At 74.3% G+C, this 25,350-nt stretch carries 23 protein-coding genes; 7 read left to right on the forward strand and 16 right to left on the reverse strand.

The window, feature by feature from the left end; translation table 11 throughout:
* Positions 1 to 122: 122 nt before the first annotated feature.
* The 3 genes from uppS to ACFYZR_RS24570 are packed head-to-tail and all read left to right on the forward strand — an operon-like array spanning position 123 to position 2,724.
* Complete coding sequence (gene uppS / locus ACFYZR_RS24560; RefSeq protein WP_391913721.1) at positions 123 to 869, forward strand: polyprenyl diphosphate synthase; 747 nt, start codon at positions 123 to 125, stop codon at positions 867 to 869.
* Between the two features lie 46 nt (positions 870 to 915).
* Positions 916 to 1,503, forward strand: coding sequence for a GNAT family N-acetyltransferase (locus tag ACFYZR_RS24565; protein ID WP_391913723.1), 588 nt, complete (start codon positions 916 to 918; stop codon positions 1,501 to 1,503).
* Between the two features lie 9 nt (positions 1,504 to 1,512).
* Positions 1,513 to 2,724 carry a cytochrome P450 gene (locus tag ACFYZR_RS24570; protein WP_391913725.1) on the forward strand — a complete coding sequence of 404 codons (1,212 nt, stop codon included), beginning with the start codon at positions 1,513 to 1,515 and terminating at the stop codon, positions 2,722 to 2,724.
* A gap of 16 nt (positions 2,725 to 2,740) precedes the next feature.
* Here the strand turns inward: ACFYZR_RS24570 and ACFYZR_RS24575 are convergent, their stop codons facing one another.
* Both ACFYZR_RS24575 and ACFYZR_RS24580 read right to left on the reverse strand, forming a co-directional pair.
* Entirely contained in the window at positions 2,741 to 2,956 is a 216-nt protein-coding gene (locus ACFYZR_RS24575; protein WP_391913727.1) for a ferredoxin, read from the reverse strand.
* Positions 2,957 to 2,961: 5 nt separating this feature from the next.
* Positions 2,962 to 4,152: a cytochrome P450 gene (locus ACFYZR_RS24580; RefSeq protein WP_391913729.1), complete on the reverse strand. Its 1,191-nt coding sequence runs from the start codon at positions 4,150 to 4,152 to the stop codon at positions 2,962 to 2,964.
* A gap of 139 nt (positions 4,153 to 4,291) precedes the next feature.
* Here ACFYZR_RS24580 and ACFYZR_RS24585 point away from each other — a divergent pair, with 139 nt between their 5' ends.
* Positions 4,292 to 4,864: a TetR family transcriptional regulator gene (locus tag ACFYZR_RS24585; RefSeq protein ID WP_391913731.1), complete on the forward strand. Its 573-nt coding sequence runs from the start codon at positions 4,292 to 4,294 to the stop codon at positions 4,862 to 4,864.
* 95 nt (positions 4,865 to 4,959) lie between these two features.
* A complete protein-coding gene (locus tag ACFYZR_RS24590; protein ID WP_391913733.1) occupies positions 4,960 to 6,546 on the forward strand; it encodes a phytoene desaturase family protein in 1,587 nt (528 codons plus the stop codon).
* Between the two features lie 14 nt (positions 6,547 to 6,560).
* Here ACFYZR_RS24590 and ACFYZR_RS24595 read toward each other — a convergent pair whose 3' ends face one another.
* A complete protein-coding gene (locus tag ACFYZR_RS24595) occupies positions 6,561 to 6,959 on the reverse strand; it encodes a hypothetical protein (RefSeq protein WP_391913735.1) in 399 nt (132 codons plus the stop codon).
* 118 nt (positions 6,960 to 7,077) lie between these two features.
* Between ACFYZR_RS24595 and ACFYZR_RS24600 the strand changes: the two genes are divergently transcribed.
* Positions 7,078 to 7,947: an ATP-grasp domain-containing protein gene (locus tag ACFYZR_RS24600; RefSeq protein ID WP_391913737.1), complete on the forward strand. Its 870-nt coding sequence runs from the start codon at positions 7,078 to 7,080 to the stop codon at positions 7,945 to 7,947.
* 21 nt (positions 7,948 to 7,968) lie between these two features.
* Here ACFYZR_RS24600 and ACFYZR_RS24605 read toward each other — a convergent pair whose 3' ends face one another.
* The 12 genes from ACFYZR_RS24605 to ACFYZR_RS24660 form a co-directional block, all read right to left on the reverse strand.
* A complete protein-coding gene (locus ACFYZR_RS24605; RefSeq protein WP_391913739.1) occupies positions 7,969 to 8,841 on the reverse strand; it encodes a class II glutamine amidotransferase in 873 nt (290 codons plus the stop codon).
* Positions 8,842 to 9,142: 301 nt separating this feature from the next.
* Positions 9,143 to 10,423, reverse strand: coding sequence for a CAP domain-containing protein (locus tag ACFYZR_RS24610; RefSeq protein WP_391913741.1), 1,281 nt, complete (start codon positions 10,421 to 10,423; stop codon positions 9,143 to 9,145).
* 91 nt (positions 10,424 to 10,514) lie between these two features.
* Positions 10,515 to 11,279, reverse strand: a complete 765-nt coding sequence (locus ACFYZR_RS24615; protein WP_391913789.1) for an endonuclease/exonuclease/phosphatase family protein — start codon at positions 11,277 to 11,279, stop codon at positions 10,515 to 10,517.
* A gap of 87 nt (positions 11,280 to 11,366) precedes the next feature.
* A complete protein-coding gene (locus tag ACFYZR_RS24620) occupies positions 11,367 to 12,014 on the reverse strand; it encodes a class I SAM-dependent methyltransferase (protein WP_391913743.1) in 648 nt (215 codons plus the stop codon).
* Between the two features lie 46 nt (positions 12,015 to 12,060).
* Positions 12,061 to 13,911, reverse strand: coding sequence for a hypothetical protein (locus tag ACFYZR_RS24625; RefSeq protein WP_391913745.1), 1,851 nt, complete (start codon positions 13,909 to 13,911; stop codon positions 12,061 to 12,063).
* A 97-nt stretch (positions 13,912 to 14,008) separates the two neighbouring features.
* Complete coding sequence (locus ACFYZR_RS24630; protein WP_391913747.1) at positions 14,009 to 15,241, reverse strand: MFS transporter; 1,233 nt, start codon at positions 15,239 to 15,241, stop codon at positions 14,009 to 14,011.
* The gene (locus ACFYZR_RS24635; RefSeq protein WP_391913791.1) at positions 15,238 to 16,431 is read right to left on the reverse strand and encodes an ATP-dependent carboxylate-amine ligase; all 1,194 of its coding nucleotides are present in this window, start codon (positions 16,429 to 16,431) and stop codon (positions 15,238 to 15,240) included. The genes ACFYZR_RS24630 and ACFYZR_RS24635 overlap by 4 nt, the downstream gene beginning before the upstream one ends.
* Before the next feature lie 29 nt (positions 16,432 to 16,460).
* Positions 16,461 to 17,639, reverse strand: a complete 1,179-nt coding sequence (locus tag ACFYZR_RS24640) for a DegT/DnrJ/EryC1/StrS family aminotransferase (RefSeq protein WP_391913749.1) — start codon at positions 17,637 to 17,639, stop codon at positions 16,461 to 16,463.
* Positions 17,636 to 18,799 carry an arginine 2,3-aminomutase gene (gene blsG / locus ACFYZR_RS24645; RefSeq protein WP_391913751.1) on the reverse strand — a complete coding sequence of 388 codons (1,164 nt, stop codon included), beginning with the start codon at positions 18,797 to 18,799 and terminating at the stop codon, positions 17,636 to 17,638. Before blsG ends, ACFYZR_RS24640 begins: the two co-directional genes overlap by 4 nt.
* 91 nt (positions 18,800 to 18,890) lie before the next feature.
* Entirely contained in the window at positions 18,891 to 19,817 is a 927-nt protein-coding gene (blsF, locus tag ACFYZR_RS24650) for a CGA synthase-related protein (RefSeq protein ID WP_391913753.1), read from the reverse strand.
* A complete protein-coding gene (gene blsE, locus ACFYZR_RS24655) occupies positions 19,805 to 20,794 on the reverse strand; it encodes a cytosylglucuronate decarboxylase (RefSeq protein ID WP_391913755.1) in 990 nt (329 codons plus the stop codon). The genes blsF and blsE overlap by 13 nt, the downstream gene beginning before the upstream one ends.
* 77 nt (positions 20,795 to 20,871) lie before the next feature.
* Positions 20,872 to 22,131: a hydroxymethylcytosylglucuronate/cytosylglucuronate synthase gene (locus tag ACFYZR_RS24660; RefSeq protein WP_391913757.1), complete on the reverse strand. Its 1,260-nt coding sequence runs from the start codon at positions 22,129 to 22,131 to the stop codon at positions 20,872 to 20,874.
* A gap of 686 nt (positions 22,132 to 22,817) precedes the next feature.
* Here ACFYZR_RS24660 and ACFYZR_RS24665 point away from each other — a divergent pair.
* Complete coding sequence (locus tag ACFYZR_RS24665; protein ID WP_391913759.1) at positions 22,818 to 24,482, forward strand: APC family permease; 1,665 nt, start codon at positions 22,818 to 22,820, stop codon at positions 24,480 to 24,482.
* A 15-nt stretch (positions 24,483 to 24,497) separates the two neighbouring features.
* Here ACFYZR_RS24665 and ACFYZR_RS24670 read toward each other — a convergent pair whose 3' ends face one another.
* A complete protein-coding gene (locus ACFYZR_RS24670) occupies positions 24,498 to 25,334 on the reverse strand; it encodes an SAM-dependent methyltransferase (RefSeq protein ID WP_391913761.1) in 837 nt (278 codons plus the stop codon).
* Between the last annotated feature and the right edge of the window lie 16 nt (positions 25,335 to 25,350).

Below are 25,350 nucleotides of genomic sequence, written 5' to 3' on the forward strand. Positions count from 1 at the left end.
GGGGCTCAGAGGTGTGAGGTGTGACGGTCCCCGGTCCACCACCGAGACAGGCCCTGCGTACGTTCCCGGCACCCGGGCGGCATCCGCCGGCGGAGCCCGGGTGAGCGGCAAGGAGGCACCGCATGTCAGGAGTGGTCAGTACGACCCCCGCCGTGGCCCGGCCGGCCACGGCCCGGCCGATACCCCAGCACGTGGGCATCATCATGGACGGCAACCGGCGCTGGGCGCGGGCCCGGGGGCTCGACCCCGTCGAAGGCTACCGGGAGGGCGCCCGCCGGCTCCGCGAGGTGTGCGAATGGGCCGAACAGGCCGGGCTCACCGCGCTGACCTTATGGGGGCTGTCGACCGACAACCTGAAGCGGTCCGACCAGGAACTCTCCGGCCTGCTCCCGCTGATCGGCGAGACCATCGAGGAGCTGGCCGCCCTCCGGCGCTGGCCCGTCAACCCCATCGGCGACCTCATGGCCCTGCCGGGCCATCTGCGCGCCGCCATGGAACGCGCCCGCGACGCCAGCCACCGGGCACCCGGCATGACCGTGAACGTCGCGGTCGCCTACGACGGCCGCCGGGAGATCGCCCACGCCGTACGGCAGATCCTGTGCGCCGGCACGATACCGCCGGCCGACGCCGACGACCCGGCCGGCAACTGGCAGCACCTGATCGCCGAACACCTCTACACCCGCAACCAGCCCGACCCCGACCTGATCATCCGGACCTCGGGGGAGCAGCGGCTCTCCGGCTTCCTGCTCTGGCAGACCGCCGCCTCCGAGTTCTACTTCTGCGACGTGCCTTGGCCTTCCTTCACCCGTGACGAATTCGACCTGGCCCTGGACTCGTACGCGTCGCGGCACCGGCGCTACGGCTTGTGAACACCCCGCCCGGCAGCGGCGAAAGGAGATCGACTACAACACAGGGATGACCTTTGCGACACCGTCCCTCGCCCCGACGACCCTCTCCGCCGAGGGCCTGCTCCTGCGGCCCCTCCGGGAGAGCGACGAGCCCGCCGTCGCCGAAGCGCTGCGCGACGCGGACATCCTCCGCTGGGCGGCCGGCCACGCCACCGTCCGCGCGCCCGTCCACGAGCGCGCGGCCGTGTGGCTGCGGTCGCGCATATCCGGGTGGGCGGCCGGGGACGCCTATTTCGCCGTCACCGACGGGACGACGGGAGAGTTCCACGGGGCGCTGGGCGTCCGGGAGATCAACCGGCTTCCGGACCAGGCGGTCGTCGGCTACTGGGTCACGCCGCGCTCCCGGGGCCGGGGCGTGGCCCGGACCGCCCTCGACACGGCGGCCGGCTGGGCCCTCGCCGCCCCCGAGGACGGCGGGCTCGGCGTCCACCGGATCTCGCTCGACCACGTGGAGTCCAACGTCGCCTCGTGCCGGGTGGCGGTCGCCGCCGGCTTCCGCCCGGAAGGCGTGATGCGGGACTACTTCAAGGAACCCTCCGGGCGGCGCCACGACGCCCATCTCCACGCCCGGCTGGCGGCCGGCCGCCCCGAGTAGCATCCGCACATGGATGCGAGCGCCGATTTCGACCCCTGGTCCCCCCGGTTCGTCGCCGACCCCTACCCCGGATTCGAAAGACTGCGCGCGGCCGGGCGCGCGCACTGGTTCGAGCCCAGCCGGCAGTGGCTGGTGCCCCGGCACGCCGACGTCTCGGCACTGCTGCGCGACCGCCGGCTGGGGCGCACCTACCTCCACCGGTTCACCCACGAGGAGTTCGGGCGCACCCCGCCGCCCCCCGAGCACGAGCCCTTCCACACCCTCAACGACCAGGGCCTGCTGGACCTGGAGCCGCCCGACCACACCAGGATCCGGCGCCTGGTGTCGCAGGCCTTCACCCCGCGCACGGTCGAACGGCTCGCGCCGGTCGTCCGGCGGCTGGCCCGCGAACTGGTCGACGGCCTCCTCGCCGAGGGCGGCGGCGATCTGATGACGACGCTGGCCGAGCCCCTGCCGGTGGCCGTCATCGCCGAGACGCTCGGGATCCCCGCCGCCGACCGGGGCCTGCTGCGCCCCTGGTCGGCGGACATCTGCGGGATGTACGAGCTCAACCCCGGCGAGGAGACGGCGCGGCGCGCGGTACGGGCCTCGGCCGAGTTCTCCGCGTACTTGAGGTCGCTGATCGCCGCCCGCCGCGCCGACCCCGGCGACGACCTGATCAGCGCGCTGATCGTCGCCCATGACGAGGGGGACCGGCTCACGGAGCAGGAGATGGTCTCCACCTGCGTCCTGCTCCTCAACGCCGGCCACGAGGCCACCGTCAACACCACCGGAAACGGCTGGTGGACCCTCTTCCGCCACCCGGAGCAGCTCGCCGCCCTGCACGCCGACCACGGGCTGCTGCCGGGGGCGATCGAAGAGCTGATGCGCTACGACACTCCGCTCCAGCTCTTCGAACGCTGGGTGCTCGACGACATCGAGATCGGCGGCACTCTCGTCCCGCGCGGCAGCGAGGTCGCCCTGCTCCTCGGCTCCGCCAACCGCGACCCGGCCCGGTTCCCCGCACCGGACCGGCTGGACCTCACCCGCGCCGACAACCCCCACCTCAGCTTCGGCGCGGGCATCCACTACTGCCTCGGCGCGCCGCTCGCCCGCCTCGAACTCGCGGCGTCCTTCGGCGAGCTGCTGCGGCGGGCACCGAAGCTGCGGCTGGTGGCGGAGCCGGAGTGGAGAACGGGCTTTGTCATCCGGGGGCTGCGGGAGCTGCTCGTGGAGTGCTGAGCCGCTGTCAGCGATCTCAGTCGCGGGGGCCGATCACCCGCCCGTCCTCGACGACCGTGATGGCCCCCGCCGGGCAGGAGTCGGCCGCGTCGAGGAGCTCCTCGTCCGGCCCGCACTCCCCGTCCGGCCCGTGCGACCGTTCGCCGTCCATCGTGAACAGCTCCGGCGCCAGGGCCGTACAGATCCCCGAGCCCATGCACCGGCCGCGGTCCACCGTCACCCGCCAGGCCATCGCCCTCACCACCCCACCGGCATCGAGCGCGGCCCCCGGACCAGCATCTCCGTCTTCCAGCCGATCTCCCCGGCGACACGGACGCCGGGCAGCCGCAGGGCCAGGGCCCGCAGCGCCTCCTGGAGCTCCAGCCGGGCCAGGGGCGCCCCCAGGCAGTGGTGGACGCCGTGGCCGAAGCCCAGGTGCTGGTTGCCCTCGCGGCCCAGGTCGAGGCTGTCGGGGGAGTCGAACCGCCGTGCGTCGCGGTTGGCGGAGCCCACGGCCACCAGGACCGGCTCGCCAGCCCGCACCAGCGTGCCGCCCACCTCGACGTCCTCGGTGGCGTACCGGGCGAAGCCCGCGGCCATGCCCAGGGGGACGAAGCGCATCAGCTCCTCCACCGCGGCGGGGACCCGCTCCGGGTCCTCGCCCAGCCGCGCCAGCTCACCGGGGTGCTCCAGGAGCGTCAGCAGGAAGTTGGGGATCTGGGTCGCGGTGGTCTCGTGGCCGGCGACGAGGATGCCCACGCACAGGTCGACCAGCTCCAGTTCGGAGAGCCGGCCGGTGCCGTCCCGGGCCTCGATGAGCGCCGTCATCAGGTCGTCGGCGGGCCGGGCGCGGTGCTCGGCGACCAGCCCGGCCATATAGGCCCGCAGCTCGTCCCGGCTCCTCTCCCACTCCTCGGCGGTGAGCGAGCTGGTCGACAGCGCGTCGTCGCTCCACTTGCGGAAGAGCGGCCGGTCCTCCTCGGGCACGCCGAGCATCCGGCAGATCACGGCGACCGGGAGCGGCAGCGCGAAGTGCTCCACCAGGTCGGCGGGCGGGCCCGCGGCGACCATGTCGTCCAGCAGGCCCTCGGCCAGGGCGCGGATGCCCGGCCGCATCCGTTCCACCCGCTGCACGGTGAACGCCTTGGTCACCAGGGTGCGCAGCCGGGTGTGGTCGGGCGGGTCCATGGACAGGAGACCGGCGTCGCTCCGGCCCGCCGACTGGCGGGGTGCATCGTGCTCCTGGGCCGCGGCCCGGCTGAACCGGCGGTCGCCCAGGACGAGGCGGGCGTCCGCGTACCGGGTCGCGAGCCAGGCCGGCTCGCCGTAGGGCAACCGCACCCGCAGCAGCCCCTCGCCGTGCCGTGCCCGCTCGTACGCCGGGGACAGGGCGAGGCCCTCGGCGTGGTTGAAGGGATAGACGACAGGTTCGTCGTGGGAGGTGGACATGAGACCCCTCTTCGCGATGTAAGCGTCTGCTTACAAAAACGTAGGGCGGAGTGGGTAGCGCGTCAACGGTGCCTTCGGCCAGGGTTGTCGCACCCGCCGGGGATCACCGGGCGGTCCCGTGGGGAAGGAGAGCCGGGGGATGACCGAGGACAAGCCCATACGGCGCCGCCGCGCCGATACGACCCGGCAGGCGCTGATCGACGCCGCGGCCGGGCTGTTCGCCGAGCGGGGGTACGAACGGACCACCGTCCGCGCGATCGCCGACCGCGCCGGCGTCAACCAGGCCCTGCTCTTCCGGTACTTCGGCTCCAAGACCGCCCTCTTCGGCGAGGTCATGGCGAACGACGGGCGCAGACGGCTGCGGGAGAGCCCGCCCGAACGGCTGCTGGAATCCGCCCTGCGCGGGCTGCTCGCCCCCGGCGACGCCCCCCACGGGGACCGCTCCCTGGAGGTCTTCCTGCGCTCCGCCGGGGGCGACGACGAGGTGGCGGACGCCAGCCGGCGCCTGGGCGAGGAGTACGCCCGGGCCCTGGCCCGGCTCACCGGCGAGGAGGACGCCGAGCTGCGCGCGGCCCTCGTCCTCGCCTGGCTGCTCGGCATCGGGCTCTCCCGGCTGGTCGTACGCCAGGAGCCACTGGCCGGCGCGGACCCCGAACGGGTGTGCCGGCTGATGCTGGACGCCTCCCGGACCCTGCTGGAGGGGCTGGCCTGAGCTCGTGCGGACACCCCTCGTGTAGACACGGAGCCCGGCCCGTCTCAGCCCTTTGCGTACTTCACCCGGGCGAAACCCGCGTGCCACCATCCATCATGCGGCGTTACGACGTGGTGGTGGTCGGCAGCGGCCACAACGCCCTGGTCACGGCGGCATATCTGGCCCGGGCGGGCCGGGGCGTCGTCGTCCTCGAAGGAAACGACCGGCCCGGCGGCCTCGTCCGCACCGAAGAGCTCACCGTCCCCGGCTTCCTCCACGACACCTACTCCTCCGCGCACCCCCTGTTCACCACCGGCCCCGCCTACGCCGAACTGGGCCCGGAGCTCACCGCCCTCGGCCTCACCTACCGCAACTCCCGCTACTGCGTGGGTGTGTCGATGCCCGGCGCGCGGACGGCCGTACTGTCGACGAACCTTGATGAGAACGTGGCCGAGGCCGAGCGCCTCGCCCCCGGCGACGGCGCCGCCCTGACCGCCCTCCTCAAGGACTTCCAGCCCCACGCCGGCCCGGTGTTCCAGCTGTTCGCGGCCGAGCTCGCGAGCCCCGTGTCCGCCCGCGTCATCCACGACCTGACGCACGACGACGGGCATTACTCGGCCTTCACCCAGCAGTTCCTGCGCACCGCCCGGGACCTGCTGGAACACACCTTCGCCTCACCGGTCGCCCACGGCCTGCTCGCACCCTGGGCCCTCCACCTGGGCCGCGGCCCCGACGAGGTCAACAGCTCCTTCTGGACCGTCATGGTGCTCCTCGCCGTCACCTCCGCCGGCATGCCCACCCCCGAAGGCGGCAGCGAACGCCTCGCCCAGGCCCTCGCCGCCCTGACCGAACGGCACGGTGGACGGATCGAGACCGGCCGCCGGGTGGACCGGATCCTGGTCCGGGACGGCCGTGCCGTGGGCGTCCGCACCGCCGACGGCGAGGTCGTGCGCGCCGCCGAGGCCGTCGTCGCCTCCGTCAACCCCGACCAGCTCTACCTCCGGCTGCTCGCCCACGAGGACGGCGTCGTCCCGCCCCTCATCCGGCGGCAGGCCGGCGACTACCGCTACGGGCGCGGCTGCGTACAGATCCACCTGGCCCTCTCCGAACCGCCCCGCTTCACCGACGAACGCCTCACCAGGACCGGCCAGTCCCACCTCACCGGCGGCCTCGACGCGCTCTCCCGCTCCGTCAACGAGGCCACCCGCGGCCTCCTCCCCGCGGAACCCACCATCTCCATCGACACCCCCGCCGCCGCGGACCCCACCCGCTGCCCACCGGGCGCGGCCGTGGCCAGGCTGCAACTGCTCGACGTCCCGCTGCGCCTGCGGGGCGACGCGGCCGGCGAGATCGACACGGCCGGCGGCTGGACCGACGACGTCAAGAACGCCTTCGCCGACCGCGTCCTCGAACTCGCCGGCCGCCACGCCCCCAACCTGCCCGGCGCCGTCCTCGGCCGCCACGTCATCGCACCGCCCGACCTGGCCCGCTTCAACCCCAACTGCGGCCCCGGCGACCCCTACGGCGGCAGCCACGAACTCGCCCAGAGCTACCTCCTGCGCCCCCTCCCGGGACAGCCCTCGCACCGCACCGTCGTCCCCAACCTCTTCATGGTCGGAGCCGCGACCTGGCCCGGCCACGGCGTCAACGGCGGCTCCGGCTACATCGTCGCCAAGGAACTGACCGGACCGGCACGGCCCTGAACGGACACGAGCCCCTACCCGTGGACCTGCACACACGCGTGCCCGTGCGGCGCGAGGCCGCCCTCGTCGAGCTTCCGCCACCCGTCGACGCAGATCCACGTACGGTCCGGCAGCGTCCGGCCCAGCGCCATCCCGTACAGCTGGCCGGGACGCCAGTGCCGCAGCGCGCTCTTGCCGTCCAGGCCGCCGCCGTACATGTGGAACAGGCCGAGGAAGTCACCGTCCGGCGCGGGCGTGGCCGACGCCCGCAGCACGTACCGGCCCTTCGCGTCCACCGTGAGGCACGACTGCCCTCCGCACGACGTCGCCGCGAAGGCCGTCGGCCCGGTGGCGAGGAGCAAGGTCAGGGTGCCCACCGCGCTCACCGCCGACCGCAGTGCCCAACGCGTCCTCGCCGCCAACCACTTCGTCACAGCTCCGCCCTTCGTTCGTCGGTGTGCGACGAGCCTGCCAGCACACCCGGCCCCGGCCTCCCGCACGCTCGCGCCGACCGCCGATATCACCCGAACGGAGACCCTCTACGGTGGGGCGATGACCGACTCCCTGCTGCTCTGCGCCGACCCGCTCCGCCCCGCCCGCAGCGACCCGCACTTCGCCGCGCAGGCCGCCGCCGCCCGCGCGGCCGGCGCGACGGTGGCGCTGCTCGACCACGACGCGCTGCTCGCGGGCCGCGCGGAGGAGGCCGTACGGCGCGTGCCCCGGGACATCGGACCGCTGTGGTACCGGGGCTGGATGATCCCCGCCACCGCCTACGCCGGGCTCCAGGCCGCGCTCGCCGCGCGCGGCGCCCTCCTGCGCACCGGCGCGGAGCGCTACCGCACCGCCCACGAGCTGCCCGGCTGGTACGGGACGTTCACGGCGGTGACACCGGCGAGCACCTGGCTGCCCTGCGCCCCCTTCCGGGCACCGGGACCGGCCGCGCTGGCGGAGGCCGCCGCACGCCTCCCCCAAGGGCCCGGCATCGTCAAGGACTTCGTGAAGTCCCGCAAGCACGACTGGGAACGGGCCTGCCACGTGCCCGACCTCGCCGACACGGCGGCGCTCCACGCGGTGGTGTCCCGGTTCGTGGAGCTCCAGGAGGACTCCCTCATCGGCGGCGTCGTCCTGCGCGCCTTCGAGGAGCTGCGAGGCGAGGAGGGCGAGGCACGGGTGTGGTGGCTCGACGGGCGTCCGCTGCTGACCACCGCCCACCCGGACACCCCCGGCCTGACGCCCGGTCCCGGCCTCGGCGAGGTCGCGCCGCTGGTGGCCGCGCTCGGGTGCCGGTTCGTCACCACGGACCTCGCCCGGCGCGCCGACGGCGCCTGGCGGGTGATCGAGGTCGGCGACGGGCAGGTCAGCGACCTGCCCGCCGGGACCGACCCCTCGGCGTTGCTCGGACCGCTGCTGAACGCGGGGTAGCCCCAGCGCGGTGGCCCCGGGTCAGCGCGCCTTCTGCGACCGTGCCGCTTCGGGGCGCAGGTCGCCGAGGGCCAGCCGGTGGCGGGGCGGGCCGGGGAGGACGATCCGGCCGGTGGTGGCCAGATCCGGCCCTACGTGGAGGAGCTCACCGCTCTCCAGCGGCCGCCAGCCGGGGTTCTCGTCCATGGCCTCGCTGGCGACGACCACGGCCGGGGCCTCGCTCAGGTCGTGCGAGTGGACGCGCAGCCGGCCGCCGGTGCCGCTGTGGTCCAGGTGCCGGCCCCCGTGGTGGCCGCCCGCCGCGCGCTCCAGCACATACAGCTCGTGGGTGTCGGGATAGCGCAGCGCCCACAGCTCGTCCCGTGTGGTGAGGACGAGATTGAGGGAGAAGACGGGCAGCTCGTCGGCGATCCACCGGGCGGCCCCCACGATGCCCGCCGTGACGTCGCCGCCGTGCGCGGCGATCTCACGGGTGATCAGGGCGAAGAACCGCTCGGAGTCGGTTTCCCCGCGCACCGTGGCCCGGGCCGCCGGGCCCAGGCGGTCGTCGAGCGCGTCGAGGCCCTCGATGACGCCGTTGTGGGCGAACAGCCGCCCGTCCTGCTCGAACGGATGGGTGTTGCGCGTCTCCGGCCGCCCGGTCGAGGCGAAGCGGATGTGGGCGAGGAACGTCGCCGACTCCACCTGCCGCGCCTCCTCGGCGAAGGCCCGGTCCGCGTAGGCGGCCACCGGAGCCTTGTGCACCCGCGGCACCGCCGCCGCGTCGAAGAACCCCAGGCCCGTCCCGTCGGGATCGCGACGGCTCTGGACGCTGAGGCTGTCGGGCGCGTCCAGCAGCCAGAACGTGGCCCGGGTACGGAGCGGAGTGCTGCTCATGCCGAACAGACGGCACATGGGCCCGTCCCCTCTCCCTCGGGGTCCCCTCTTCCCTCCGGGTCCCGCCGCGTACAGCATCGGCGCGGCGCGCCCACGCCGACAGTCGGTATCCGGCTGCGTTCCGCTCCGGCAGAGGGAGGACGGGGGGATGACCGACATCAGGGACGACTCCCTGTCCATGGCCCGTGTCGCCGTGGGCCTGTTGCGCGAGCCGGCGGTCGCCACGGCCTGGGAGCGGCCGATCTCCCTGCCGGAGTTCACGGTGGGCGGCCTCGCCGGGCACCTCGACGCCGCCGTCGGGGAACTGACGGCCCGGTGCTCAGGCCATGCCGAAGAGCTGCGTCCAGTACGTACCGGCCGGGCCGCCGCCCGCGTAGCCCACGCCGAGGTGGGTGAAGCCGGGCTTGAGGATGTTCGCGCGGTGGCCGGGGCTGTCCATCCAGCCCCGGACGACCTCGGCGGGGGAGCGCTGACCGCACGCGATGTTCTCGCCGATGCCCCGGTGGCCCGCCCCGGCGGCGGCCGCCCGGTCCCAGGGCTCGGTGCCCTCGGGGGAGGTGTGGGAGTAGAAGCCGCGCGCGGCCATGTCCGTGCTGTACGCCTGGGCCGCCGCTGCCAGACGGGCGTCGGCGGTCAGCGGCGGCAGACCGGCGGCGGCCCGCTCGGCGTTGGTGAGCGCCAGGACCTCCGCCACCGTGCGCGCCAGGCTCTCGTCGGTCAGCGGCTCGGCCCACAGCGCCGTCCAGTACGTGTCGCCCGAGGCCGCGACGGCGTGGGCGATGCCCACGTGGGTGAAGGCCGGGTCGTGCGCCGGATGGCCGGCCCGCGCCCGGCCCTCGCCCAGGCAGTAGTCCAGGAACGCGTCGACGGTGCGCGGCCCGGACACCAGGTGCTCCGCCATCCGCGCGTACGCGTAGCCGCCGGCGGTGACCCGCTGGAAGACCGACGCCCCGTCAGGGCCCGTGGCGTCCAGGCGCCGCTGGGCGGCCATGGCCGTAGCGTGCGCCCGGGCCGCCGCCACGAGCCGGGCGTCGGAGGTCAGCGGGGGCGCGCCGGCTGCTACGCGTATGGCGTTGACCAGCGCCGTCGTGGCAGGGTCGGCGTCCGGCTCGGCGTCGTCCTCCGTCACCTCGACGCCGAAGTCCCGGGCCAGGCCCGCCAGCCCGTCCGCGTAGCCCTGGCCGAGCGCGCGGAGCTTCCACTGCGGCCCGCGCCGGTAGATCTCGGCGAGCAGCAGCGCCGTCTCGTGGACCGGCCGCGCGGGCGCGAACCGGGCGAGCGCACCCCGGTCGCCGCCGTCGGCGACGCACAGGACGGGCGCGGGCAGAGCGCTGAGCACGGCACCGGGCTCGGCGGGGGTGACGACCACGGTGACCCGGGTCGCCCCGGCCCGCAGCCGCCGCGGGTCCACCGTGAGCCCGCCGGGTGCGAGGCGGGCGCCGGGGGCGGTGGGCTGGTTGTAGAAGACGAAGTCGCCGTCGCCGCGGACCTTGCCGTCGTCCCCGGTGATCAGCGCCGATATGTCGAACGGGCCGGGCACCTGGACCGACACCGGGCCGTCCGGCAGCGGAAGGTTCCCTCCGGAAATCAGGTCGCGCACCGGGTCCGCCCGTCGTGAGGGAGGCGGGCTCACCCGCCCCGGATCGAGGTATGTGCAGGAGGAACGCCCGGCGGACGGCGAGCGTTCCCGGTCACATTTCGACGAGCGCCCGCACGGGAAGGTGGTCGCTGGGGAAGCGGCCGTCCTCGGAGTACGTGTTGACGGTGGCGCCGAGGGTGCGCACGGCGGGCGAGGTGAGGATCCAGTCGATACGGTCCCCGTCGGGCACCAGCGGTTCGTAGCCGTGGAAGGTGGCGTACTGGGGGCCGCGTTCCTCGGCGGTGTCCCAGCTGTCTGCCAGGGCGCCACCGTCCAGCATCGCGTCGTAGACGGGGTTGCCGTGGGCGGGGACGTTGAAGTCGCCGGTCACGAGGCGGGGGAGGGCCGGGGCAGCCGCCTCCCGCAGACGCCGGGTGATCAGCTCCGCGGCGCGCTCGCGCGAGTGCTGGTGGGCGTGGTCGAGGTGGGTGTTGAGGGCGAGGAACTCCGTGCCCGTGCTCAGATCGGCGAAGCGCACCCAGGTCGCCATCCGCACCACGGTGTTGCCCCAGGTGGCCGAGCCTATGAGAGCGGGGGTGTCCGACAGCCAGAAGTGGTCGTACTCGACGGGCACGAGCCGTCCGGTGTCGTAGAAGACGGCCGCGAACTCGTCATGACTGCCCCCGAGGCGGCCCAGGCCGACCCAGGCGTGGCCCGGGCCCAGATCCTCGGCGATGTCGCGCAACTGCCCGTGCAGCCCCTCCTGCGTGCCCAGCAGATGGGGGCGTTCCTCGCGCAGCAGCCGGCGCATCACCGGCCGGCGCTCCGACCAGGGGTGCGGATCGCTCTCGGAGGCGTAGCGCAGATTGAAGGACATCACCCGAAGCGCGTGCGACACATGTGTGGTCACGGTTCGGGTGTTCCCCCGCCAGGCCGCCCGTAACCGCGCGGCCCGGCCCGGCGGTCACGAGGACGACGCTGACAAAGACGAAGGATCCTTCACGAAACACTGGATGAACGCGTCGCCGCTGGTGCCGTAGGTGTACTCGGTGGAGTCGTACGCCACATACGGGTGACGCTCCACCCGGATCACGCGGAAGTGCGGGGTGTACTGCCACCGCAGCTCGGGACGGGTGCTGAAGAACGGGATGAACGCCCCGCCGGGCCGCAGCACCCGCACCACCTCCGGCATGGTCCGGCGCCACAGTGCCTCGTCCTTCCACACCTCCATCTCCAGGGCCGGGTCGAAGAAGATCCCGTCGACGCTCTCCGAGGGCAGCTCGAAGATCCGCTCGAAGAAGTCGCCGCGCTCGACGGTGAGGTTGTCCGGCAGTTCGGGGTGGCGGGCGCGGAAGAGGTCCTCGACCTCGCCGTGGAGCTCCAGGACGGTGTGGCGGCGGGTGGCGGGGTTGCCCGCGATGCGCAGGGCCGACAGGCCGAGGCCCAGGCCCACCTCGTAGAAGTCGTGGCCGTACGCGCACAGCATGTCGGCGCTCGCCCACATCAGGTCGCGTTCCCAGGCCTGCATGGCCTGTTCGCCGCCGATGCTCAGGGTCACCTCGCCGTCCTGCTCGACGAGTTCGATCGCGGGCCCGTTCGCGTTCTGTTCCATGGACAACCGTCCTTCGTGGGATTCGTGGGAGGCGATCGGTGGACGCTCAGGCCCGGGGCGGTACGACTCCGAAGTGCCGCCGGGCGGTGGAGACCGCGAGGTCCTGCACGGCGAAGACCGTGAAGTAGTAGGCCTGGGGTGCCGTCGAGGGCGCGAAGCGCACGCGGAAGACGACGTCCTCGACCCGGCCGGGGGTGGCCCGGATCTTTGTCGTGACCGGTTCGACCGTGGTGTCCTCGCGCAGATAGGTGGGGACGAACAGGCCCATGCGGACGGGGCCGGGGCGTGCGGCCGTGAGCGCGGCCCGCACCTGGAGCACCCCGCCCCGCTCTGCCTCGTCGGCGGCGTGGGCCAGCAGCGAGGGCGCGTCGGGCACCCGGAAGGTGACGTCGCCGCAGCGCATGCAGACCACGCACGTGGTGTCCAGGACGTACGGGAGGAGCCCGCGCCGGGTGAACTCCTGGGCGGGACGGCCGCAGTGGCAGGTGACCTCGCGGACGTCCGGGTCGAGGGAGCTGCGGTCCCCGAAGTGCGCGGGGTAGTTCATGATCTCGTTCTCGGGGTTGGTGGCGACCAGTTCGGCGATGGCGTGGTCGAGGGACTGGAGGTCTGCCGAGAGCGAGCGGTGGATCTCCTCCCGCGACCGGTCGGCGAGATGGGTGGGCCGGGCCGCCCACAGGTCCACCTTGCGGGCGAGCTTGGTGAGCCGGGGGCGCAGGGGATGGTGGTGCGGCAGCAGGTCCGAGGCGAGCAGCGCGGTGAGCCTGCGCCCGGTGGTGAGGACGAGCGGGTCGGGCCGGTGGTCGGCCGGGGCCGGCGCGGCGGGCGCCCGCCCCGGCGCCCCGGGCAGGCCGAAGCGCATGAACGCCGGATAGGGGTGCGAGCCCGCCAGGCTGGCGTTGAGGGCGTCCACCGAGTCCGCGCCGCCGGTGGCGGCCCGCATCCACGCCACGTTCTCCGGCCGGTCGGAGTCGTGGACGGACACGGCGGAGACGACCGTGCGGGCCGGCCCGTCCAGGGCGTTGAGCAGCAGCTGGTACTTGGGGTCGTAGAGCGCGAGGTCGGCGAGCGGGCCGCTGTTGCAGGCGCTGAGGACGAGCTCCACGGCCGCCACCCGGTTGAGGGGCACGAGCTTGTCCTCGGGCTTGTAGCAGGGCAGGCCGTAGGCGCAGCGGGGTCCGAGCAGCCCCGGCCGCGCGGGCACGGACGGGTTCATGCCGCAGATGGTGAACTCGCCGAGGTTCACGCTGTCGTCCTTGCCGTGCCCCTGGAAGACGACCCGGCGCCAGCGGGTGCCGAGGATCTCGGTCTGGATGTCGACGCGCTCGAAGTCGCGGTCGTCGAAGACCCGCACGCCGTCCGGGCGCGGCGGCCGGTCCGTGTCGGTGAACAGGCCCAGCGCCCCGACGCCCGGGTCCGGCGCGGCGTACTGCTTGGCGACGTTCCAGGCGACGGAGGCGCCGTCGCGGCCGCTCAGCACGGTCAGACCGTGCTCCGCGCCCCGGTACGTGGCCAGCAGCAGCTCCCGCACCGGGTCCAGGGTGAGCCGGTCGTAACAGCCCACGACCAGCAGGGTCCCGGGATGCCGCGCCGCGAACGGGCCGTCGCCGCCGGACAGCTCCTCCTCGGCCACCCAGGTACGGGCGAGCGGCCGGGCCAGCTCCACCGTCCCCTCGGGCAGCTCCTTCTCCCCGAGCACGACCCCGACGTCCAGGGGGTGGGGGGAACACGGCCCGGTGTACAGCCCGGCCGCCAGCTCCACACTCCGCTCCAGGTCCGCGCGGCCCTCGACCGGGACGGGCACGGGCGTGCCGCCGGGGGAGGCCAGGAACTCCCGTACGGCGTCGGGCAACTGCCCGAAGCCGACCGTACGGAAGAGGGTGGCGACGGTGTTCATGACGGGATACCTCGTGTTCTCGCGCTGACCTGGGAAACGGACGCCGGAAGCGGGATGCGTGAAGAAGGGGGTGGCGGTCTGGCCGTACGGGCGCGGCTCACGCCGCGCACTCCGCGCGCCGCCGGGAGCCCCGGCCCAGCAGCCCCTGACAGCCGAAGGCCAGCACCGCCCCCGCCACGGCCGTGGCGAAGGCGGCGGTGAACACCCCGCGCGGCCCCAGCGGATCCATCAGCAGCCCCCCGGCCTGCTGCCCCACGGCGTCCCCCACGACCGTCGCCAGCGACGCCCAGGTGAACGCCTCCGCCAGCGCATCCCGGTCCGCGACCGTGCTGACCAGCGTCATCTCGCTCGCCGACACCAGGGCGATCGGCGCGCCGCCGACCGCGAGGGCCACGCCCAGGGTGAGCTGGGACGTGGCGAGCAGGGTCAGCCCCGTGCCGGCGGCGTAGGCGAGCACCAGGCGCGGGAAGCGCCGGTACGCGGCGACCTCCGACTGGGCGCGCCCCAGCCACAGCGCCCCCACCGCGCTGCCGACGCCCCAGCAGGCGTACACCACGCCCGTGCCGCCCGTACTGCCATGGGCGGCGACCGACGCCGGAATGGCCAGCGTCATCAGGCCGATGGGCACGGCGCACACGGCCATGATGCCGGTCAGGGCCAGCATCGCCGGCGACCGCAACGGCCCCAGCGGATGGCGTGGCCCGGCCTCCCGCGCCGCCGGGTCCGGCTGGTCCGTACCGGCGGGCAGCGGGGTGAGGGCGAGCCCCAGCGACCCGGCGCCGCCGATCACGGCCACCGTGGTGAGCGCGAGCCCCGCCGACCCCACGAGCATCAGCGCGGCCAGCACCAACGGCGCCCCGATCACCAGGACCTCCGTGAGCAGCGCCTCCCACAGATAGGCCAGCTCCCGTTCCTCGTCCTCCAGCGGCAGCCGCGCCCACAGCGAGCGCATGCAGGCGTTCGCGGGCGGCAGCGTCAGCCCGGCGGCGAACGCCATGACGGGCTGCGCCCAGCCGCCCGGACGGGTGGCCCACACCAGCGCGCACAGCGCCGACGGATGGCACACACCGGTGACGAGCAGCACCGCACGGCGCCCGGCACGATCCATCCGCCGGGCGATCAGCGGACCGCCCAGGGCCATGCCCGTGGTGCACAGCGCGGCCGTCAAACCGGCCCGGGCGTAGCCGCCGCCCTGCTCCCGGACGACGAGCACCATGGCCAGCGACAGCAGATAGACCGGCATCCGGGCGACGACGCTCCACCAGGCCGGGCCCGCGACATGACGCCGGGTGAGCAGGGCGAGGAAACGGCGGGGCAGGGTGCCGGTCACGCGGGGGCCACCTCGATCGTGAAGACGTCCAGGACCTCCCGCATACGGCTTTCCACCTCACCGATCGACGCTCCCGCGACATGCACGTACCCGGACGCGTTGTGCGACGCCCGGCGGGCCGCCACCGACTCGCCGACGCCCACCTTGAGAACGGCGTCGATGACCCCGGGGATGCGCAGCAACTCCTCCCTCGGGGTGATGCGGCGCACGGTACCCGAGCCCGGCAGCGGCAGCAGCAGGTCGCCCGCGCAACGCCGTTCGCGGTAGTCGAGGACGGGACGGCGGCCCAGATAGACGTCCAGGGTGGCGCCGAAGACGTCGAAGCCGTAGGCGTGCCCGTGGTTGGCGGGGATCTCGCAGCCGGCCAGCCGCACACCGATCTCGCCCGCGTACACCTCCCCGTCGACCACGAAGAACTCCATGTGCGCGTAGCCGTGGTCGACGCCCATCCCGGTGACGACGCGCTGGAGCAGGGCCCGCAGGTCCACGGGCGGTCCCTCGCCGCTGCCGACGCTGATGTTGGCGTTCATCGCGCCGTCGACGATGTCCAGCGGACGGCAGGGCATCGCGCTCGGCCAGGCGTCCAGCACCTCCCCGGCGTGGACGAGCCCGCACACCTCCCACTCGACGCCCCCGAGGTGCTCCTCCACCATCCACCGCCGCGCCCCGAAGTCGAGGCCGGCCGGGGCGCCGGGCCCGGTCAGCCGGTGGGTGTCCACACAGGCGAAGGAGTCCACCGGCTTGAGGACGACCGGCCAGCCGTACCGCCCGGCGAACCGCTCCACGTCCCCGGCCGACCGCACCCGCGCGTACCGGGCCGTACGCAGCCCCAGCTGCCGGAAGCGGTCCTTCATGGCCGTCTTGTCCCGCACCCACGCCACCTGTCGCTCCGTCAGGTGCGGCAGCCCGGCCAGCGCCGCGAACCGCTGGGCGACGCCCTGGCGGGGCTCGGACGGATTGCAGAAGCGGGCCGGCCGCGCCGGCAGCCGCCCGGCCCACCGCTCGTACCGCCGCACCTCCACCTCCAGCGGCACCCCCTCGCGCACCCAGAACGCCGGGAGGTGCGCGGTCCGCCGCAGATACCCCTCCGGGAGGTCGTGGCGGAGCCCTTCGAAACGCAGCAGCACCAGCCCGCCGGGGAGGGCACGGATCGCGTACTGGGTGAAGGAGGACGGGCGGTCGTCCACCATCAGCAGCACCGGCCCTCCTCCGGGCGCGCTCACACCGCGTCCAGGGCCTGGCGGATCGCCTTGACGGCGAGGACCTGATCCGGCTCGGAGAGCTCCGGCGACAACGGGACGCACAGGGTCCGGTCCAGCAGGTCGCGGGTGCGGGCGAAGCCGTCACGGCTGAGGGCTAGGGGCCCGTCCGGGGCGAGGCCCCAGGGGAAGCCGTCGGCGTAGAGGGAGCGCCGGCCTGTGAGCACCGGATGCTCGGGCAGGAAGTACTTGCCCAGGGTCCAGTTGGCGATCCCCCGGGCGGTGAGCCCGGCCACGGCGGCGTCACGCAGCTCGCGGCTCTCCCACCGGAACCGCAGACTGACCTTCACATCCCCCGCCGCCCGCGGCAGCGCCTCCAGGCCGGGCCGGTCCGGCAGCTCCGCCGCGGCGATGGCGTACATGCGCTCCAGCCCGGCCAGGAGCGCGTCGAGATGACGGAACTGCTGGCTCTGGATGGCGGCCACGCCCTCGCTGGTGACGAAGTTCTCCCCGAAGTACGCGTCCTGATCCCACGTCGGATAGCGCCCGGGGACCCGCGCCGAGCCGTGGTCGTGGTAGCCGCGCATCCTCGCCCACGCCTCGTCGTCGCCGGTGACGACCAGACCGCCCTCGCCCGAGGTGAGCACCTTGTTGTGGTGGAAGCTGAACGTCCCGGCGTAGCCCGCGGTCCCCGCGTGCCGTCCGTCGGGCAGCCGGGCGCCCAGGGACTGCGCGCAGTCCTCGATCACGAACGGCACGCCCTCGGGCAGGGGCCCCACCGTGCCCTCCATGTGCGCCACCACGACCCGCCGGGCGTCCGGCGGCAGAAGAGTGGGGTCGAGGGAGAGCGATGCGTCGGTGTCGACGAGGACGGGGATCAGCCCGCTGGCCAGCACCGCCCCGGCCACGGCCACGAAGGTGACGGCCGGGACGAACACCAGGTCGCCGACGCGGGGACGGGTGGAGACCAGGGCCAGGCGCAGCGCCTCGGTGCCGTTGTGCACGGCCAGTGCGTGCCGCGCGCCCAGGCGCCGCGCCGCGTGGCGCTCCAGCCGGGAGGCCATGCTCTCGCCCTCCGTCTGATAGCGGAACAGCACCCGCCGGTCGATCACCTCCCGCAGCTCCGTCATGTCGGACCAGTCGAGGTAGTTGGCGCCGTAGGGCAGGAAGCGCTGCCCGAGCCGCTTGTCGAGGGTCATCGCGTGTCGGACTCCGTGATCGGGTGCCCCGGGCCGCCGACGGCCAGCTCCTGGCCGTGGTGGTTGCGGAGCAGCAGGCCGTCGGGGGTGCGGGTGAAGTACGGGCGGGTGACGGGGATCTTGCCGATCGCCGTGGTGAGGACGTACTGGGGGACCCCGAACCCGGTGATGTGCCCCTGGAGGCCCTCCATGATCTGCCAGCCCTTCTCCACGGAGGTCATGAAGTGCGAGACACCGGTGACGTTGTCGCAGTGGTAGAGGTAGTAGGGCCGGACGCGGACGCGCAGCAGCTCCGTCATCAGGGTGCGCATGGTGGCGACGTCGTCGTTGACGCCGCGCAGCAGCACGGTCTGGTTGCCGACGGGGATGCCGTGGCGCAGCAGGCGGTCCACGGCGCGGGCCGCGTCGTCGGTGATCTCCTTGGGGTGGTTGAAGTGGGTGTTGAGCCACACCGGGTGATGGCGGGCCAGCATCGCGCACAGGTCCTCGGTGATCCGCTGCGGCAGCAGCACCGGGAAGCGGGTACCGATACGGATGATCTCCACGCTGGGGATCGCCCGGAGCCCGGCGACGATCTCCTCCAGCCTGCCGTCCGGGTAGGACAGCGGGTCGCCGCCGGTCAGCAGCACGTCCCGGATCTCCGGGTGGGCGGCGATGTAGCGCAGGTCCTCGTCGAACGAGCCGCCCTCGTCGTCGCGGAAGTACGTGCCGTCGACGTCGGTGGTGTGGAACTTGCGGGTGCAGTGCCGGCAGTAGACCGGGCAGGCCTCGGTGACCAGCAGGATCACCCGGTCCGGGTATTTGTGCACCACGCGGTTGGTCCTGCGGTAGGTCATGTCCCCGACCGGGTCGACCTCGGCACCGGGGAACTCCTCCAGCTCGGCGAGCGCCGGCACGGCCTGCATCCGGACGGGGCAGGAGGGGTCGTCGGGGTCCATCAGGGACGCGTAGTACGGGGTGATGCTCCACCGGTACCGGCCGGCGGACCCGGCGATCGCCTTCTCCTCGTCCGCGCTGAGACGCAGCCACTGCCGGGCCTTGGCGACGCTGGTGATGCGTTTGCGCATGTGCCAGCGCCAGTCGTCCCACAGCTCGGCGGGCACGCGGGGTCGGAAGGGCGGGTCTGCGGGCGTGCCGGACGCTGCGGTCGTGCCGGGCATGGCGGCTCCAGGGTGAGGGGGATCGACAGCGGGGCTCACAGCGGGGCTCACAGCGGGCTCATCACGGGCTCCCAGCGGGCTCACAATGGGCTCACAGTGGGGCGAGCGCGAGCTGACGGAGGGTCCGGGCGACGCGCTGCGCGCCCCGCAGATCGTCGAGGCCGGGATCGACGGCGTCCCACAGCCCGCGCGGGCCCACCCCCGGCGGTGTCCACACGGCCGGGTCCGCCGGGTCGGCGGCCCGGGGCACGGGGACGACGCGGCCCACGCGCTCGGCCAGGTCCCGCTGGGCGGCGCCCAGCGGCGGCAGGAAGCACAGGGGCGCGCCCCGGGCGTGGGCGAGGGCCAGCGCGCCCGTCGTGGGCGAGGCGAGGAACACCTCGGCGGCGGCGTGCAGCGCGTCCACGTCCACCTCGGCGACGGCACGCACCGGCCGTGCCCCGCCGAGACCCGCGCGGACGGCCGCGAGCCGGACGTCGCAGACGACCTCGCACCGCCCGGTACGGCGCTCGGCCTCGTGGACCAGCGCGCGCAACGGCCCGGCGGCGAACGCGCCGGCCTCCCCGTCCGGCACGCCCCACAGGGACAGCAGGAGCAAGGTGCCCGCACGGGCGCGGTCGCGGGTGAGCCGGGCGGGCGCGAGCACCCCCGTGGTCCGCGCCCCGGCCGGCCGGGGGCCCGGCAGCCAGCCGGGCCGGTGCAGCCGGCGCAACGCCCGGCCGTCGTCGCCGGTGGCGGGGCCCGGGCCGGGGTCGTGCCCCGACCGCAGGTGCACCACGGGGACGCCGAGGCCGAGCAGCCGGGCGGTGGCCCGCTCGTCGTCGCAGACCAGCGCGGCGTCCGGGGGCGGGCCGCCGGGGACGAGGGGCACGGGGCGCAGGCCGCCGAGGTGGGCGGCGACGCGGCGGCGTGCCAGCACCGAGTCCAGCTCGTCGTCCCGGGAGATCAGCAGCACCCGGCGGAACGGCGCGGCGGGGTCCGGGGGCCCGGGCCGGCGGCCGGGGGTCAGTAGCTCCACGGCGCCGCCGTTCCGAGCCGGGCGACGTCGTCGCTGTAGCCGGCGGCCGTCGTGGAGCAGCCGGAGCACAGCTCGGGGCCGCGCTCGCGGAAGAAGCCCGCGTGGGCGGCGAAGTCCGGGGTGTCGAGGCGGAGCGCGCCGCCCTCGCGCAGGGCCGCGCCGCCGGGCCCGTGGCCGTCGTCGCGGTGCGGGAGGCAGCTGCACGCGTACGCCCGCCCGTACTTGCCGTCGATGTAGATGACGTCGTCCACGACGTGGCACAGCGGCCCGGAGGCGCGCGGGGTCCGCGAGCGGGAGAAGTAGTCCTCTTGTTCCTCCGGCGTGTCGCCGTAGAACCGTTTGCCCAGCGGGACGAGCAGCGCCTCCGGGCCGGCGTCGTAGACCGGGTCGCAGACGGCGCGGACGTGGGCCGGGTCGGGGTAGACGATGGGGCGGCCGAGCTTGAGCGCGGACAGCTCCCACTGGCGCACCCCGGCGTCGGTGAGGACCCGCTGGAGCCGGGGGATCTCGGTGTAGTTGTGCGGCCCGACGACCGTGTTGACCCGGGGCAGGACGCCGAACCCGGCGGCGGCCACCAGACCGCGCAGGGCGCTGTCGAACATGCCGGGGGAGCGGCGGTACACGTCGTGGGTGGCGGCAGACGCGCCGTCGACGCTGACGACGACCTGGGCCAGCCCCGCCTCGGCGAGCCGTCCGGCCATCCTGGGCAGCAGCGCGCCGTTGGTGATGAGGGACATCCGCATGCCGGCGGCCGTGCCCGCGCGCACCAGCTCGACGACGTCGGGGTGCATCAGGGGCTCGCCGCCGGTGAAGCGCACGTAGCGCACCCCGGCCTCCCGGGCCTCGGGCAGCAGGCCGGCGAAGTCGGCGAGAGGGAAGCGGAAGGCGTCGCGGGAGAGGGCGAACTCGCACATGAAGCAGTCGGCGTTGCAGGCTTCCAGGATCCTGATGAAGAGATAGCGGTCGCGCTGGCGCATGGGGAGACCTTCCGGAACCGTTCGCGGGCATGCGTGCGTGCGGGGACGGGACGAGTCGGGGCGGGGCGCGGGCGGGGTCAGGCGGGCAGGGGTGCCCGCCGCGCTATCTCCAGCAGCGCGTCGGCCACCTGGGCGGCGCCGCCGGTGCCGACGGCGGCGGTGAGCCCGCCCCAGTCGGCGCCCCCGGCCGCCCGGCGCAGCGCGGCCAGGACGCCCTCGCGCAGGGCGTCGCCGGTCGTACGGCCGCCCGGCGCGGGTGCGTCGTCGGCGGCGGCCCGGGCGATCCCGCCGTAGATCAACTCCAGGGCGCTGTCCTCGCCGCCCGAGCGGAGCGCGAGGGCGGCTTCCTCGGAGAGGACGTCCCCGGGCCAGGTGACGCGGACGTCCGCGCCGACGGCGCGGCTGTGGAACCGGCCGTTGAAGATCTGGCTGAGGTTCTGCGGCGGCAGGCACACGGTCGGCACGGCCGTCCGGCCGGCCTCCAGCAGGGTGGTGAGCCCGGGGGAGGCGAGCAGGACGTCGCAGTCGGCCAGGCGGCGCAGGAACGCGTCGTGGGGGAGCGGCCCCGCCGTGACGCGCGGCGGGACGGCGGGACCGGCGGTGAGCCGGGCGGCCAGGCCGTCGGGGAGGTTGCCCGCGAGGTGCGCCTCCCGGACGCCGTGGGCGGCGAGCGCGGCGAGGACCGCGGGCACGACGACGCGCGGGTAGCACGCCGGATCGGCGAGCCGGGGCGCCCGGAGCCCGCCGAGGCTGACGAGGGCCGTGCGGTACGGGCGGCCGTCGGCACGGGCGCCGGGTCCGGTGGCCGCCCCGGGCGCGGTGGCGACGACCGCCTCGACCCAGCGCGGGTGACGGACTGCGGCCAGGACTCCCCGGCACTCGGCGGGCAGCTCGACGGAGCGCTGGGCGCAGTAGGCGGCCGCCTCCAGCGGCAGCGCCTCCCGGTCGCCGTCGGTCCACAGGAACGGCAGGCTGTCGACGAACACGGTGGGCACCCCGGCGGCCTCCAGGGCCATGGCGACGGGCCCGTCCAGGACGACGAGCGCCGCCCGCACCCCCTGGGCCCGGACGATGCCGGCGACGGCGTCGCGGGCGGCCGCCGCGGTGTCCGGCAGGTCGTGCCAGGACGCGACGGGATGCCCGGTGAGCAGGGGACGGCCGAGGCCGGTGCCCAGTCCGACGATCCTCGGCGGGCATCCGCCCGAACGTTCCCGCAGCGCGCCGAGCACGGCGCTCAGCTTCCCCGAGCTGCCCCAGCCGAACTCCGCCCCGGCGATCGCCACGGTGACGGGCTCGTCGCGGCGGTGTCGCGGTCGTGGACCGGGAACGGAGCGCATCGGTTCCTCCCGGCTTCCTCGGCGGCCCGGCCCTTCAGGGCAGGGGAGGACCACGTTCGCGGCCGCGACCGGTGCGGCGCAAGGACGGTGGCATCGGCTTCCGGCCAGCGGCCGGACCTCCCTTGCCCGAAGGGGACAGGTCATATGAAGAACCCTGATAGGCGTATATCAGGAATGAGTCTGAAGATATGCGCCGATGCCGGGCTCGCTGTGCTCCATGGGGGAGGCGGTGCGAGTGAGACGTGGCTCTCATGGAGGTCGTACGCCGGGGCGCGCACCCGGCCGGGACGCAACCGTGTGGCCGAAAGACGGCGGAACGGACGATCCGGGCCGCCGGACCACCGGGGCCGATGGGGCGGTTGGAGGTGTTACTCCTGGTTGGCGTAGTATGACCGGCGTCGCTATTGCGTCCTCGGCCATCTCGTCGTCAACGAGCCCGGACCGTTCCCGAACCGCTTCTGGGGCAGTCCCCGGGCTCGTCGCGTCGTACCCGGTGTCCGTTCCCGGGGCCGATCCCGGCGAAGCCCAACAGGCCGGTACGCGGTGTCGGCGACTGATCCCCGTTCAGTTCGACAGGCGTCGCCGTCCATCGGCGCGAGCCGGTGGGACGGCCCCGGCAGCCGTACGCCGAAGAGGCGCATAGGGACTTCCAGTCCTTGTCTCCCGGCAGAACGGAAAAACAGCTCGTGGACATGAGCGCGGCCAACAGGAAAGGCCTCAGCCTTTTCGCCCTGATCATGATAGGCCTGGGGTCGATCTTCGGCTCCGGCTGGCTCTTCGGAGCCGGTCAGGCGGCCCAGGTGGCCGGGCCCGCCGCCCTGGTCGCCTGGGTGATCGGCGCCATCTTCATCGGCATGATCGCCATGACGTACGCCGAGGTGGGCGCCGCCTATCCGCTGCCGGGCGCCATGGCCCGCTTCGGTTCCATCTCCCACGGCCCGGTGCTGGGCTTCATCACCGGCTGGGCCGTGTGGATCGCGACCGCCTCCCTGATCCCCATCGAGGCCATCGCGGGCACCCAGTACATGTCCTCCTGGAGCTTCGGCTGGGCCAAGGGGCTGGTCTCCGGCGGCAGCCTCACCGCCACCGGCATCGCGACGGCCCTGATCCTGACCTTCGCCCTGTGGCTGGCCTGCTACTGGTCGGTCGAGCTGCTGGCGCGCGCCAACAACCTCCTGACCCTGGTCAAGTTCGCCATCCCCGTCCTCGCGGTCGGCGCGCTCATCGCCTCGGGCTTCCACACGGAGAACCTCACCTCCCACGGCGGCTTCGCCCCCAACGGCTGGTCCGCCGTCCTCACCGCCGTCACCGCCTCCGGCGTCGTCTTCGCCTTCAACGGCTTCCAGGCCGTCGTCAACCTCGGCGGCAACGCCAAGAACCCCGGCCGCGCCATCCCGCTCGCGCTCGTCGGCGCGCTCTCCCTCGGCCTGGTGATCTACCTGGCCCTCCAGGTCGCCTTCCTCGGCGCCGTCCCGCCGGAGAAGCTGGCCGAGGCCGGCGGCTGGAGCGGCGTCAACTTCGCCTCCCCCTTCGCCGACCTCGCCAAGCTGCTGATGCTCCACTGGGTCGTCACCATGCTCCAGTTCGGCGCCTTCATCTCGCCCAACGGCGCCAACATCGGCAACGTCGCCTCCTCCGCCTACCTGGCGCAGAACCTCGCCGAGACCGGCTTCTTCCCCAAGAAGATCGCCGAGGTCCACCCCCGCTACGGCGTCGCCCGCCCCGCGATGTGGCTCAACCTGGGCTTCTCCGTCCTCCTGCTGCTGACCATCGGCCACAGCTGGGAGGCCCTGGCCAGCGTCGTCTCCGCCGCGATGGTCGTCTCCTACCTCATGGGCCCCATCGCCGTCGGCGTCTTCCGGGAGACCAAGCCCGAGCTGCCCCGCCCCTTCCGGCTCCCGGCCGCCAAGGTCCTCTGCCCCCTCATCTTCGCCTTCGCGGCCTGCGCCCTGTATTGGTCGAAGTGGCCCAACACCGGCAAGGTCGCCGTCCTCACCCTGCTCTCGGTGCCCATCGCCGCGATCGTGCTGCGCCGCCGGGGCGAGAAGGACCTGCGCAAGCAGTTCGCGCCGGCCTGGTGGATGGCGGCGTTCCTGCTGTGGCTCTCGGCGCTGTCGGCGCTGGGCAGTGAGGAGTTCGGCGGTCACGGGGTGATCCCCGGCGGCCTGGACATCGCGCTGGTGGGCGTGTCCGCGCTGGGCTTCTACTTCTGGGCGGTCCGCGCGGGCGTCCAGGCCCATCGCGCCGGGCTGCCGGGCCCCGACCCGGTGCTCGGCGCCGGGTCCCCGGCCGCGCGCGCGGCCGAGGACGAGCGGGAGGCTCCCGAGCCCGCCGCGGTCACGGCCGTCTGACGACGGCCGCGCCGCTCAGCGTCGCGTCGCGGTATGGAAACCGCCCCGGGCCGGACCGGTCCCGGGGCGGTCGTATGTCGCCGACAGTTCCTCGATGGGGTGGGTCGCCACGTCCCAGCCGTTGGCGCCGAGCCAGTCGCCCAGGCCCGGGCCCAGTCCGCCCCGCCACAGCGGGGCGATGTGGGTGAGACCCGGTTCGGCGGCGGCCGCCGGGATGTCCCGGCCGCGCTCCATGGCGAACCGGTCGCCCGGCCGGGACAGCCCGCCGAGCGCGAGGAGCAGTCCGGTGGCCTGCTCCTCCGTGAGGTACACCAGGAGCCCCTCGGCCAGCCAGGCCGTCCGCGCGGCCGGGTCGAAGCCCGCCGCGGCCAGCAGGGCGGGCCACTCGGGCGACAGCAGATCGGCCGCCACCGCCGTCCGGGCACAGCGCGGCCGGGCCGCCCGACCGGCCAGGACGTGTTCCTTGAAGGCCAGCACGGGCGGAAGGTCCAGCTCGTACAGCCGCACCCCGTCCGGCCAGGCCAGCCGGTACGCGCGGGTGTCCAGCCCGGCGGCCAGCAGGACCGTCTGACGGCACCCGGCCGCGCAGGCGGCGAGCAGGAAGTCGTCGTAGAAGCGGGTGCGGATCACCGTGTGATGGGTGATGGCGGTGGCGTACGGCCCGGGCTGTACGGCCGGCTCGGCTGGGTATCCGGCGGCGGTGAGGAACGCCGCGGCGTGGGGGTCCGTGAAGAGGGCGTCCGGGCGTTCGCTCTCCCGTGCCCGGACCCGGGCGACGGCCAGGGCCGTCCTGCTGACGGGGCTGAACGACACGGCCCCGGTGGGCCCGGCGGCGGGTTCTGGTGTGGTCATGGGGGCAGGATGCCCA

Source organism: Streptomyces sp. NPDC001678 (assembly GCF_042892945.1).
Taxonomy (GTDB): Bacteria; Actinomycetota; Actinomycetes; order Streptomycetales; family Streptomycetaceae; genus Streptomyces.